The organism is Lachnospira hominis (ex Liu et al. 2021), from assembly GCF_014287955.1.
GTDB lineage: Bacteria > Bacillota > Clostridia > Lachnospirales > Lachnospiraceae > Lachnospira > Lachnospira hominis.
Map to the genome: position 1 here is coordinate 229,992 of NZ_JACOPD010000005.1, position 14,142 is coordinate 244,133.

The 14,142-nt window shown below is 36.4% G+C and carries 11 protein-coding genes; all 11 read right to left on the reverse strand.

The features are described from left to right. Positions 1 to 15: 15 nt before the first annotated feature. The 11 genes from H8S01_RS08740 to H8S01_RS08790 all read right to left on the reverse strand — a co-directional run bounded on the left by H8S01_RS08740 (position 16) and on the right by H8S01_RS08790 (position 14,131). The gene (locus H8S01_RS08740) at positions 16 to 1,035 is read right to left on the reverse strand and encodes a rod shape-determining protein (protein ID WP_186836924.1); all 1,020 of its coding nucleotides are present in this window, start codon (positions 1,033 to 1,035) and stop codon (positions 16 to 18) included. Between the two features lie 19 nt (positions 1,036 to 1,054). Continuing rightward, the gene (radC, locus tag H8S01_RS08745; RefSeq protein ID WP_330605555.1) at positions 1,055 to 1,795 is read right to left on the reverse strand and encodes a RadC family protein; all 741 of its coding nucleotides are present in this window, start codon (positions 1,793 to 1,795) and stop codon (positions 1,055 to 1,057) included. An 8-nt stretch (positions 1,796 to 1,803) separates the two neighbouring features. Next, the gene (locus H8S01_RS08750; RefSeq protein WP_186836925.1) at positions 1,804 to 2,076 is read right to left on the reverse strand and encodes a DUF4321 domain-containing protein; all 273 of its coding nucleotides are present in this window, start codon (positions 2,074 to 2,076) and stop codon (positions 1,804 to 1,806) included. A 117-nt stretch (positions 2,077 to 2,193) separates the two neighbouring features. Further along, positions 2,194 to 3,489 carry an aminotransferase class I/II-fold pyridoxal phosphate-dependent enzyme gene (locus H8S01_RS08755; protein ID WP_021865464.1) on the reverse strand — a complete coding sequence of 432 codons (1,296 nt, stop codon included), beginning with the start codon at positions 3,487 to 3,489 and terminating at the stop codon, positions 2,194 to 2,196. Continuing rightward, positions 3,489 to 4,433, reverse strand: coding sequence for a tRNA (adenosine(37)-N6)-dimethylallyltransferase MiaA (gene miaA / locus H8S01_RS08760; RefSeq protein ID WP_186836926.1), 945 nt, complete (start codon positions 4,431 to 4,433; stop codon positions 3,489 to 3,491). The genes H8S01_RS08755 and miaA overlap by 1 nt, the downstream gene beginning before the upstream one ends. Next, positions 4,430 to 6,385, reverse strand: coding sequence for a DNA mismatch repair endonuclease MutL (mutL, locus tag H8S01_RS08765; RefSeq protein ID WP_186836927.1), 1,956 nt, complete (start codon positions 6,383 to 6,385; stop codon positions 4,430 to 4,432). Before mutL ends, miaA begins: the two co-directional genes overlap by 4 nt. Positions 6,386 to 6,406: 21 nt before the next feature. Beyond that, positions 6,407 to 9,061, reverse strand: a complete 2,655-nt coding sequence (mutS, locus tag H8S01_RS08770; RefSeq protein ID WP_186836928.1) for a DNA mismatch repair protein MutS — start codon at positions 9,059 to 9,061, stop codon at positions 6,407 to 6,409. Beyond that, positions 9,061 to 10,488, reverse strand: coding sequence for a tRNA (N6-isopentenyl adenosine(37)-C2)-methylthiotransferase MiaB (gene miaB / locus H8S01_RS08775; RefSeq protein WP_021865468.1), 1,428 nt, complete (start codon positions 10,486 to 10,488; stop codon positions 9,061 to 9,063). Before miaB ends, mutS begins: the two co-directional genes overlap by 1 nt. Before the next feature lie 91 nt (positions 10,489 to 10,579). Then, complete coding sequence (locus tag H8S01_RS08780; RefSeq protein ID WP_186836929.1) at positions 10,580 to 12,268, reverse strand: GGDEF and EAL domain-containing protein; 1,689 nt, start codon at positions 12,266 to 12,268, stop codon at positions 10,580 to 10,582. A 43-nt stretch (positions 12,269 to 12,311) separates the two neighbouring features. Then, positions 12,312 to 13,559, reverse strand: coding sequence for a glutamate-5-semialdehyde dehydrogenase (locus H8S01_RS08785; protein WP_186836930.1), 1,248 nt, complete (start codon positions 13,557 to 13,559; stop codon positions 12,312 to 12,314). 23 nt (positions 13,560 to 13,582) lie between these two features. Next, on the reverse strand, positions 13,583 to 14,131 hold the full coding sequence (locus H8S01_RS08790; protein ID WP_186836931.1) for a 5-formyltetrahydrofolate cyclo-ligase: 549 nt from the start codon (positions 14,129 to 14,131) through the stop codon (positions 13,583 to 13,585). Positions 14,132 to 14,142: the final 11 nt, after the last annotated feature.

Here is a 14,142-nt window from a genome sequence, read left to right on the forward strand (position 1 = left end):
ACCATATGATAATTATTAATCGTAAGTCTTATCCTGAGGAGTATATGCAACGCCTGCAAAATCAGGATTTGTAACTACGCCCATAAGACCTCTGACAACGCTTTCAGATGGATTTTCTACGATATTAACTGAAAGATTTGTCTCCTGGTTGATGAATTTTTCAAGGTTATTGATATTTGATGTACCACCTGATACATATATGCCGTTCTTGATAATATCAGCAGCAAGTTCTGGCGGAGTACGCTCAAGAATAACTTTTATTGAATCCATAATTGAATGAAGCGGGTCAACGATAGCCTGATAAATTACATCGGATGATATGTCAACGCTGACAGGAAGTCCTGAAAGGACATTACGGCCAAATCCCGGTGCAAAATGCTCTTCTGCCTTGACTACACTTCCGAGTTCTTTCTTTAAACCTTCTGCAGTCTTGCTTCCGATTACAAGATTATATACTTTACGGACATTGCTTATAATGCTGTCATCAAGCTTATTACCGCCAATTTTAACTGATTTGCTGATAACAATACCACCGAGTGAAAGAACTGAAATCTCAGTTGTCTCAGCACCGATATTTACAATCATGATACCTCTTGATTTTGTTACATCAAGTCCGGCACCAATGGCATCAGCTACAGGTTTGTCAACAATATATATATTTTTTGCTTTAACTTTTGAATCAGCAACTAGTTCATAGAAAGCTCTTTTTTCTACTTCTGTCACATCTGTAGGAACTGCAATATAGAAATCTGTATTCCCCGGTGCTTTCTTATCACCATTAATCTTGTTGAAAAAGCTTAAAAGAAGTGTCTGCATATTTTCAATGTCTGCGATAACACCAAATTTAACCGGAAATGAAACCTCGATATTTTCAGGTGCTTTCTCATACATTTCATATGCTTCATCACCAAATGCAAGAAGGTCTTTCTTATTTGCAATTGCGATGATATTCTTTTCGTTTAAGATATCCTCCTTATCTTTACAGCACATTTTAAAATTACTTGTGCCAATATCAACTCCGTAAATGTTTGCCATGATTATGGACTCCTTTCGTTTACATATATTCTTTTTCTTTAAGACTTGTATACTTATTATCCCCGATTATTATATGGTCTAACAGATGTATTCCCATAATTTCTCCTGCTTCGGCAACTCTTTTTGTGACAAGTATGTCATTTCTGCTCGGAGTTTCATCACCGCTTGGGTGATTATGCAGAAGTATTATGGATGATGCACCGTATTTTAATGCTTCCATAAATATTTCTCTCGGATTAACCAGTGATGCATTGACTGTGCCAACAGATATTATACAGTCTCTTATACGGCAGCATTTGTTATCAAGGAGAACGAGAATAAGATGCTCTTTATCAAGTCCTCTCAAATCCTGCATGTAATAACCTGCTATTGTCTCAGGCGAAGAAAAATCAAGCTTTACAGCTGCTGTCTTTTTTGCAATTCTTCTTGCCAGTTCACATATGCACTGTATCTGCACTGCCTTAACCCTGCCAACCCCCTTAATCTTCATAAGTTCCGGTATTGACAGATTCGCAAGACCGATTAGCGAATCATTATCATTAGTATCAAACCTGCCACACATCTTTATGATTTCTTCTGCAAGTTTTGTGGCATCAATCCCTTTCGTTCCGGTTCTTAAAATCGCTGCAATAAGCTGTGCATCACTTAATGATGACGCACCCAGTGCCATACATCTCTCATATGGCCTATGCTCATTCTCTCCGGTATGGGAATTTAAAAAATAACCTGATTCGTACAATTTGTCATCCTTTCCGGACAAGCGGATAATCAGATGAATCTGTAAATCACAATGGCAGCTATCACGCCAATAATACTTGCCACTGTAATCTTAATCTGCAAAGCAAATGTAATAACTAATATTCCCAGATCAAGAACAAGTGGATTACCGTTACTGTTGATGCCAAACGTATTGCCATATGAGAGCCATGAAAGTCCTGAAACTCCTGCTGTCACCTCGGATATAAGTCCGCCGATAACAATGCCAATCATAATAAATAAAAGTAAAAGCCATCCGTTTTTGTACTTAGAAATACTACTCATGTCACTCCATTTCCGCTAAAAAGCATATAAATTTACAAATTAAGCTAAATTATTATATCATACTTTTTTTATAATGTATATAAACTTTTTTATGATATTAAAGTCAAATTATCACCATTATTCGACAGTGATTAATCCTTCTTCATACATTTTCTGCATGCTCATTATAATTCCAAGTTTCGCATGATACCATGTGAGTCCACCCTGGAAATATGCTGCATATGGCTCTCTTAAAGGTCCATCAGCACTAAGTTCAATTGATGAACCCTGCACAAAAGCACCTGCTGCCATAATGACATCGTCATCATACCCAGGCATCGCCCATGGCTCAGGAGTAACAAAACTGTCAACAGGTGCGGCAGCCTGAATACCTTTGCAGAATGCAATAAGTCCTTTTGCTGAACGCAGTTCAACTGCCTGAATTATATCGTAACGTTCTTCTTTTCCGTCAGGAACAACTTTAAATCCAAGCTTTTCATAAGCATTTGCTGCAAATATAGCACCTTTTAATGCGCCTGCAACTACAGTCGGAGCAAGGAAAAGTCCCTGATAAAACTCTTTGTTTACGCCACCGATTGTCGCACCTACTTCCTTTCCGAGTCCCGGTGAAGAAAGTCTGTATGCAGCCTGCTCAACACATTCTTTTGTTCCTGCAATATAACCGCCGCATGGTGCAAGTCCACCACCAGGATTTTTAATTAAAGAACCGACAATCATATCTGCACCAACTTCGGTAGGTTCGATACGCTCAACAAATTCACCATAGCAGTTATCTACCATGCAAATAACATCCGGTTTTATTTCTTTTATGAATGAAATAAGTTCGCCTATTCTTTCAACTGAAAGTGTAGGACGGCTTGCATATCCTTTTGAACGCTGGATAGTAACAAGTTTTGTCTTTTCATTTATTGCCTTTTTAATATTTTCGTAATCAAAGCTTCCGTCAGCAAGCAGGTCTACCTGTCTGTAAGAAACGCCATATTCTGCAAGACTTCCTTTGGAAGGTCTGATGCCTATTATTTCATCCATAGTATCATATGGCTTTCCTACAGGTGATAAAAGTTCATCGCCAGGACGCAGATTTGATGAGAGTGCAATGTTCAGTGCATGTGTGCCACAGATAATCTGTGGCCTTACAAGTGCGGCTTCAGCCTTGAATATATCTGCATAAACCTGCTCAAGCGTATCTCTTCCGTCATCATTATAGCCATATCCGCTTGTACCATTTAAATGCATTTCAGCAACATGGTTTTTCTGCATTGCATTAATAACTTTCATCTGGTTATATTCTGCCGTCTCATCAATTTTCTCAAAGCGTTCCTTTAATCCTGCTATTATATTTTCACTGTAATCATATACTTTTTCGGATATTCCGAGCTGTTCACAGTACATTTTCTTAATATCGCTGTTCATTATATTTCTCCCTGTTTGTTTTTTATTATTTCAATCATTGCTTCAAGCATATCATCTTTTGAATGATTGTAATTTTCATAATTAATCCATGTGACATCTTTTTCACGGCGGAACCATGTCAGTTGTCTTTTTGCAAAATGTCTTGTATCCTGTTTTATCAATTCTTTGGCTGTATCAATATCATACATGCCGTCAAAATAATCAAACATTTCCTTATATCCGATACCCTGCATTGAAATACTTTCTCTTGTAAGCCCTGAATCAATAAGTCTCTTTACTTCCTGTTCAAGCCCTTCTTCAAACATCTCATCAACCCGTCTGTCGATTCGTTCATATAGAAGCTTTCTGTCATCGTTTAATACAAAATAGACAAAATTATATGGTGAAACATTCTGACTTTGCTCTTCATTATGCTCTGAAATTTTTTTGCCTGTCTGGTGGAAATATTCCAAAGCCCTTATAACTCTTTTTACATTATTGGGATGAATGTCTTTCGCTGATTTTTCATCTACTTTTGCAAGCATGCCATGAAGCACTTCATTGCCCTCTTTATCAGCAATATCTTTAAGGTACTTTCTGTATTCGGATTCTTCATTTACATTATCAAAATTAATATCGTATAAGAGTGCCTGAATGTAAAATCCGGTACCACCTGCTATTATCGGAATATGTCCTGCATCATATATTTTTTCCATTGCATCTTTTGCCATTTTCTGGAATAATACAACATTAAAATCTTCATCCGGTTCAAGGCAGTCAATAAGATAATGTTTTACACCTTGCATCTCCTCCGGTCTGATTTTTGCTGTGCCTATATCCATTTTTTTGTAGACCTGCATGGAGTCGGCACTTATAATTTCGCCGTTTACAGCTTTTGCAAGTCTTATTGAAAGTTCTGTTTTTCCGACAGCTGTCGGTCCTGTCAGTATTATCAATGGTTTCATAGAATACGTTTAAACTTCCTTTCAACTTCATATTTTGACATAACTATAAGTGTAGGTCTGCCATGAGGACAGTTGTATGGATTTTCAGCCTGCATAAGTTCTTCTATAAGTTCTTTTGCCTCTTCAAATGAAAGCTTATTATTTCCTTTCACAGCAGCCTTACATGACATCGTTGCCACACGTTCTGTTATTATATCAAGGTCAGTGCTGTTATCATCTGTCAGACCATCTATCATATCTATAAGCATCTGTTTAAGATTGATATTTGGAAGTCCTGCCGGAAGCCCATTGACTTTATACGCATTTCCACCAAATTCCTCAATCTCAAAGCCCAGCCTTGAAAATGCCTGTTTATTGCGTTTGTACGCATCTTCCTGCTGCATGTTAAGTTCAATAATGACAGGTGGCATTATCATCTGCGTATCCATGTCCTTTACTTTTAAGTGATTCATAAAACGCTCGTAAAGAATTTTCTCATGTGCGGCATGCTGGTCCATCATATAAAACTTATCTTCATATTCAATAAGCCAGTACGTCTCAAAAAGCTGGCCTATAATCCTGTAGTCAGCCTTTGCTTTCTCGCTCATAAGAGGAGTATCAAACATTGAAAGCTGTTCGGCTTCCTGTTTTTTTTCCGCTTCATATATCTTTTTATCTTCTTTTATCATTTCATCAGAACGCTTGATTTCAAATGGTTCCGGAAGACGTGTCGGCGGCATTTTTGTATAATCTGTTATGTTTTTTATAAAGCCTGCGGTTTGATTTTCATTTACAGTTTTTTGTTTAACAGAAGATTCTGTTGAATTGTAAAAACTCTCTCTTGGAGGCTCAATACGTGGTGCCTGATAAGGTTTTGAATCTGTATTTTCCTGTACGTAAGATTTTTCGGTCTGTTTTATATTTTCAGGCGATTTAGTAAATTGCTGCTGCTTTACCGGGTCGGGCAGCTTTACGCGTGCTGCAAGCTCTCTGTTTGCAAGACATTCCTTTACAGTTTCAAGCACAAATCTGTATACAAATTCATTTTTTGAAAAACGAAGTTCCATTTTCGTCGGATGTACATTAACATCCATTATCGACGGATTAATTTTAAAATGGATTGCCGTAAAAGGATAGTTATGTGGCATTATATAGCCTTTATATGCTTCCTCTATTGCTTTTGTAATTATTGAACTTTTAATATACCGCCCATTGATATAATAATTTTCATAGCCACGGTTTCCACGGCAGATAACAGGTTTTCCTATAAATCCTGTTATTTCAACATCCTGTGTCTTACCGGATATTTCCATAAGGTTTGATGTAATATCACGACCGTACACACCATAAATTATATCTTTAAGATTCATATTTCCGGATGTGTGGAGTTTATTCTGGTTATTATTTATAAAACGAAACGATATGTCCGGATGTGACAGGCTCAGATGTTCTATAAGTGCATTGACATATCCTGCTTCTGTTGCGGCAGTCTTTAAAAACTTGCGGCGTACAGGAGTATTGTAGAACAGATTTCTCACAATAAATGTAGTTCCGTCAGGAGCACCTACTTCTTCAAGTGATATTTCATTACCACCTTCAATAACATATCTGCTGCCTGTAAAATCATCTGCTGTCTTGGTGATAAGCTCGACCTGTGATACAGCAGCTATACTTGAAAGTGCCTCACCTCTGAATCCGAGAGATGAGACATTCATTAAATCTTCAATTGATTTGATTTTGCTTGTTGAGTGGCGTAAAAATGCCATAGGAATATCATCCTTTGAAATTCCGCTTCCGTTATCTGTTATTCTTATAAAAGATATTCCACCGTCTTTGATTTCTATTGTAACAGCGGTTGCACTGGCATCTATTGCATTTTCAACAAGTTCCTTTACAACTGATGACGGTCTTTCAATAACTTCTCCGGCAGCAATTTTATTGATTGTTTCCTGATCCAATACCTGAATTGACATTTTTCCCTCTCTTTCTGCAATTTACCAGCGGTTATTTATTTTTTCCTGAAGCTTGTATAATGTATTAAGTGCATCAATTGGTGTCATGTGTCCTATATCAAGATTTTTTATATCTGCAACTATGTCATTATCACTTACCGTATCAAAAAGTGACATCTGCTTTACTTCAAGTTCATCTACTTTCCGGTATTCTTTATTCAGCTTATCAAGCTTTTGGGAATATTGTGCAATATCTTTTGCTTTCTGTGAAATATCAGCATCGCTTAATTCCGTAACAAGCTCTTTTGCACGCTCAATTACAACATCAGGCACTCCGGCAAGCTTTGCAACCTGAATTCCGTAACTCTTATCAGCACCGCCTTTTATGATTTTACGTAAAAATACTATATCATCGCCTTTTTCTTTTACAGCTATACAGTAATTATTTACACCATCAAGCGTTCCTTCAAGTTCGGTAAGTTCATGGTAATGTGTGGCAAAAAGTGTTTTTGCACCTAAAAGCTTCGTATTTGCGATATGCTCAACCACAGCCCATGCTATGCTTAAACCGTCAAATGTACTTGTACCTCTTCCTATTTCATCAAGAATAAGAAGACTCTTAGGTGTTGCATTTCTTAGAATATTGGCAACTTCCGTCATCTCAACCATAAATGTTGACTGTCCCGAAGCAAGATCATCAGATGCACCTACTCTTGTAAATATTCTGTCTACAATACATATATTGGCACTGTCAGCCGGAACAAATGAACCGGTCTGTGCAAGAAGGACAATAAGTGCAGTCTGTCTCATATATGTTGATTTACCGGCCATATTGGGACCCGTTATAATTGAAACTCGGTCTGATGCATTATCAAGATAAGTATCATTGGCGATAAACATATCATTATTCATCATTTTTTCAACAACAGGATGTCTGCCGCCTTTTATGTCAATAACACCTTTTTCATTGATTTTTGGCTTGACATAATTATTCTGCATTGCCACAACTGAAAGTGATGCAAATACATCTATCATTGCAATTGCTTTTGCAGTTGACTGGATTCTTACAACCTGCGTTGCAATGTGTTCCCTCACCTGGCTGAATAAATCGTATTCAAGACTATTAAGCTTGTCTTCGGCACCAAGAATAACATCTTCAAGATGTTTTAACTCGTCTGTTGTATAACGCTCGGAATTAGTAAGTGTCTGTTTTCTAACCCAGCTGTCCGGAACCATTGATTTGAATGAATTTGTTACTTCAAGATAGTAACCGAACACTTTGTTATATTTAACTTTCAGATTCTTGATTCCTGTATTGTTACGCTCGCGTTCTTCAAGCTGTGCAAGCCATTCTTTTCCTTCTGTCTTTGCTCTTCGCAATTCATCAGCTTCCGCTGAAAATCCATCTTTAATCATTCCGCCTTCACGCATTGATATAGGAGGTTCTTCAACAATAGCTGAAAGAATAAGATTATAGATATCCCTTAAATCATCCATATCTTCATAATATTTTTTAAATAAATTCGATTTGAAATTACCGATAATTTGTTTTATATACGGAAGCATTTCAAGTGAATTACGGAATGCAATCAAATCTCTTGGATTTGCCGACTTGCAGCTTATCTTTGTCATAAGACGCTCCAGATCGTAAATAGGATTCATATATTCACGTAATTCTTCCCTGTCAATCTGGTTATTGCAAAGTTCTTCAACAACATTCTGTCTGTTTATTATTTCATCTTTATTAATAAGAGGCTGCTCAATCATAGACCGGAGTGCTCTTGCACCCATAGCAGTCTTTGTCTTATCAAGAACCCAGATTAATGAGCCTCGTTTCTGTTTTTCACGGAGTGTCTCTACAAGTTCAAGATTTCTACGCGATGAACTGTCAATAAGCATATATTTTCCTGTTGTATAAGGAGTGAGCGTGATAATATGTGACATATCGCTTTTTTGTGTCTCATAAAGATATGTAAGAAGAGCACCTGCAGCAATGATACCTGTCGGATAATCTTTTACACCAAGACCGTCAAGTGCTGATATTTTAAAATGAGATAAGAGCTTTTTGATTGAACTGTCCTCATCGAAATACCAGTTTTCAAGTGTTGACATTGAAATATTCAGTTTTTCATTTACAGCTGTTAAATCAATACCACTCATGGCAAAGTATTCATTTACAATTATTTCGGACGGAACAAATTTATTTATCTCATCAATAAGCTCATTTTCCGATTTTAATTCTGTAACAAAATAATCACCTGTTGAGAAATCACATATCGAAACACCTATAACATCTCCTTGATAATATATACAGAAAAGATAATTGTTTTTTGTTTCATCCAAAGCCTGTGCATTAAGATTGGTTCCCGGAGTTACAACTTTTATTACTTCACGTTTTACAATGCCTTTTGCAAGCTTCGGGTCTTCCATCTGTTCACATATTGCAACTTTGTGTCCGTTAGATACAAGGCGGTTGATATATGTCTCGGCAGCATGGAAAGGAACGCCACACATAGGTGCACGTTCCTCCTGTCCGCAGTCTTTTCCTGTAAGTGTAAGTTCAAGTTCTTTGGATACAGTTATTGCATCATCAAAGAACATTTCATAGAAATCGCCAAGTCTGTAAAATAATATACAGTCATTATATTGTTTTTTTGTCGCAAGATAATGCTGCATCATTGGTGAATATTCAGCCATTACAACATTTCTCCCATATAATAAAATCCCTTACATTCTGTAAGTTTTACATCAACTATATTGCCGATAAGTGATTCATCGCCCGGAAAATGTACAAGCATATTATTAGTGAGACGTCCTGTAACAAGGCTTGAATCATGGTCGTTAATACACTCAACGAGAGCTTTTGCACTCTGTCCCTCATATCTTGCACTGATTGTATGTGAAACTTCATTAATTGTTGCAAGAAGCCTGTTAAATCTGTCTTTTACAACATCTTCAGGTACCTGGTTTTCCATTTTGGCAGCAGGAGTTCCTGTTCTCTTTGAATATATAAAAGTATATGCACTGTCATATTTAACTTTTCTTACTACATCAAGTGTATCTTCAAAATCTTCTTCCGTCTCACCGGGAAATCCGACAATAATATCTGTTGTTATTGACACATCAGGAAGTCTGTCTCTTATCTTATCTACAAGTTCGAGGTAATGTTCCTTTGTATATTTTCTGTTCATAAGCTTCAGAATGCGGCTGCTTCCTGACTGGAGAGGAAGATGGATATGATTGCAGACTTTCTTTGATGTTCTCATAACTTCAATGAGGTCATCCGAAAAATCTTTTGGATGAGGTGTCATAAATCTGATTCGCTCAAGCCCGTCAATTTTTTCTATTTCTCTTAAAAGTTGTGCAAATGAAAATGGTTCTTCAAATGTATTTCCATATGAATTAACATTCTGTCCAAGAAGCATGACTTCTTTTACACCATCGTCAACGAGACGTTCGATTTCACGTACAATCTCTTTAGGTTCACGGCTTTTTTCGCGTCCACGCACATAAGGAACTATACAATAGCTGCAAAAATTATTGCAGCCATACATAATGTTAACACCTGATTTGAACGGGAATTTTCTTTGTGTAGGAAGTTCTTCCACAACATCTTTTGTGCTGTCCCAGATGTCAATTATCTGACCTGCCTGCTGCCAGTGTGTATAGAGAAGTTCTGCTATTTTAAATATATTAAATGTACCAAATATAACGTCAACGAATTTATATGATTTTCTGATTTTTTCTACAACATCCGGCTCCTGCATCATGCATCCGCAGAGTGCAATAACCATATGTGGATTCTTTTCTTTTATTTTACTTAACTGGCCGAGTCTTCCATATACACGTAAATTTGCATTTTCACGTACTGTACATGTATTGTATACAACAATATCGGCCTCTTCTGAATCTGTTGGAGTATATCCGATTTCTTCAAGGATTCCCAGAAGTTTTTCGGAATCTCTTGCATTCATCTGGCATCCAAATGTCTGTGTGCAGCAAAGAAGCGGTCTGTTAAGTTCTTTCTTTAACTGTGCAACATGTTCTTTACATTTTTCTATAAAATACAGCTGTCTTTCAAGTGCATTTTCGGGTATTGCATTATTTATGCTTATATTACTCATTTATTGTTTTCCTCTTTCTTATCCTTTTCCGGTATTAGATTGTACATTAACATACAAAATTGTGTCAAGAAACATGTTATCAAGAAACATGTTAATTTCTGATGAATTTTGATTCAAATTCATCTGCCGGCATCGGTTTTCCATAATAATATCCCTGTATGCAGTCGGCACCAAGTGATTTAACGCACTCAAGTTCTTCGGCGGTCTCGACACCCTCCACGCACACTTTTATTCCAAGCTTGTGTGCCATATCGATAACATATTCTACCAGCGAATAATTTTCTGTATTACTGTCTATATTCTGGACAAACATTCTGTCAATTTTTATTATGCCAAATGTCATATCACGTATATATCGAAGATTAGAATATCCTGTGCCGAAATCATCAATCGCAAGTTTGAAGCCGAGAAGTTCAAATGAACGCAGAACATTACGCACCATAGGATTGTTTTCAAGCTCACCGCTTTCAGTAACTTCAAAAACAATATTTTTGTGGCTTATATCTTCCTGAGTGATACATTCCATTGCATCACCTACAATATCACTTTTTATAACCTGTACAAATGAAAGATTGATATTGACTGTGAAATCCGGAATTATTCCGCACCATTTTTTACACTGCTGCACAGCCTGGGTTATAATCCATTTTCCAAGCGGAATAATAAGTGAACTTTCCTCAAGAAGCGGAATAAAATCAACCGGTGACATAAAACCGTATTTTTCGCTGTTCCATCTTATAAGTGCCTCGGCACCTTTTATAGCATTGCATGAAGTATTGAATATTGGCTGATAATATACTTCAAAGCCATTAAATCCATTTATAATACTGCTTCTTAAATGTTCCTGAATATCCATTTTATGAATATAGGTCTCATACTGTTCTTTTGAATATGCAACAAATGTATTCCTGCCTTTGAGTTTTGCTTCATGTAATGCAAAACGTGCATTCTGGATTACACTGTCAAATGAATCACGTCCCGATTCAAATATATCTGCACCGCCGGAGATTGTATAAAAAATGTTGTAATTACGCTCTTTTATCATATTGTCAACACGTACTCTTATGTATTTATAAAGCAGCTTTGCTTTATCGACGATTTCTTCATCAGTACCCTGTCTTGTCATAAGAATTGCAAATTCGTCCCCTGAAAGACGGTACACGGACTTCGTATCACCTACACACTGAATTATACATCCTGCTATATCAGCAAGAACTTCATCACCTGTTTTAACTCCATATTTTTCATTGACTGCCTTAAAATTATCTACACCGATAAGGAGCATGTAACCGCGTTTTATTTCAGAATTATTGTCCATCATAAAATAATTTTTTTCAAGCATGCTTTCACTGTAAAGATTAGTTGTATTATCATACTTTCTTATGCTGCCAATTTCTTCAATTGCACCTACAAGATAAAGTACATCATTTTCTTTATCATATACAGCCTCACCACGGCAGTTAATCCATACAGGCTTTTTTTCTTTGTTGTACCATCTGTATTCAAGGTCATGTCTTCCTGATTTGTTTTGTTTAATACGATTAATGTCATTAGCCAGCATTTCTATATCATCCGGATATATTACTTCATTAAGTTTCTCAGCTGCATTATCAAATGACACACTGTCAAGAGCAAATATGTCCAAAGCTTTATGGCTTATCGTATAATAATCATTTGTTAAATCATATACATAAATACATCCTGACGTACATTCATCTAAAATATTAATCAAATTTTCGTAATTTAAAACACGCGATACGTTCTCATTGTTCCAATTCATCTTATGCCCCATTTCACATCTTATACTGACATTTGTGCAATTATTATTTTCTGACCTGGCCGTTACCTAGTATTACATACTTGCCTGTCGTAAGAGCTGACAGCCCCATAGGTCCCCTTGCATGGATTTTCTGTGTGCTTATACCTATTTCTGCACCAAAGCCAAATTCAAATCCATCTGTAAATCTTGTAGATGCATTTACATAAACTGCGGCTGCATCAATCTCATCAAGAAATTTTCTAGATGCAATATAATCATTTGTTATAATTGATTCTGAATGCCCTGTATTATATTTATTAATATGTTCTATAGCTTCGTCAATCGTATCAACTGTTTTCAGTGATATAATATAATCAAGATATTCTGTTCCCCAGTCTTGCTGTGTTGCAGGAACAATGCGTGAATCAGCTTCACATGCTGTTTCATCTCCTCGTACTTCTACATTTTTTTCTTTGAGACGGTCAACGACAAGTGGAATAAATTCTTTTGCTATTTTTTTATTCACAACAAGAGATTCACACGCATTACACACACCAATCCGCTGTGTCTTTGCATTATAAATTATATCGCATGCCATTTTAAAATCTGCATCTTCATGGACATAAATATGGCAGTTTCCTGTTCCTGTTTCAATTACCGGAACTGTACTGTTATTTACTACATTTTTTATAAGACCGGCACCGCCTCTTGGAATGATTACATCTACATATTCATTCATCTTCATAAGTTCATTTACATATTTTCTGTCTGTATCAGAAATTAATATAACAGCATCTTCGCATACGCCGGCTCTGATAAGTGTATCTCTTATTATCTCAACAAGTTTTATATTGGAGTTAATGGAATCACTTCCTCCACGGAGTATAACTGCATTTCCTGACTTAAATGTCAGTCCGAAAGCATCAACTGTGACATTTGGCCGCGACTCATATATTATTGCGATTACACCAAGCGGAACCTTTTTATATCCTATCATAAGACCATTAGGACGCTGTTTCATTGAAGTAATCTCACCGACTGGATCTTCAAGTGCAACAAGCTGTCTTAATCCTTCAGCCATTCCTTCGATTCTGGCATCTGTGAGTGTAAGCCTGTCAATAAGTGCAGGTTTCATGCCATTTTTAACAGCTTCATCAACATCTGCCTTATTAGCTTTTTTGATTTCATCAGCTTTTTTAATAAGTTCATCTGCAACCATTTCAAGAACTTCGTTCTTTTTTGTGATTTTAAACTTTGCCATCTGTCTTGACGCTGCTTTTGCTCTTTTTCCCAATACATCTAATGATTCCATTTTTTCCTCCAAAAACACTTAAACTAAAAAACTCTGTCCTGTGTCACAATGATATCAGGGCATATATCAAATTCATCGGTCTCAAACTCTTTTGTTATCTGCATTTCAAATGCGGCAGCCACTGTAAATATATTATTATGGTCTTTAAGAAATCTGTCATAAAAACCGCCGCCGTACCCGGCTCTGTGATGTGATAAATCAAAAGCAATCCCGGGCATTACCATAAAAGCTTCATCGCTGTCTTCCCATACTGTACCGTCATCATCCGGTTCTGGTATTCCATATGCACCAGGAGTTAAATCGTGAAAAGAATTTATTTTTATAAATTTCATGTCTTTTCCATAAACTTTTGGTACATATACATTTTTATCCAAAGAAATGCAATCATTTATAAAATCATGTGTATCAACTTCATTATTATAACTTACATAAACAAGAATATCATGATTTTTTTTAAATTCTGGCATTTCCTTTATTTTTTTAAATATAGCTGCACTATTATTCTTTATATAGGCTTCGCCAAGCATAGCTCTTTTTGCTTTTATTTCTTTGCGTATTTCATGTTTAGTCATATTATCACTCA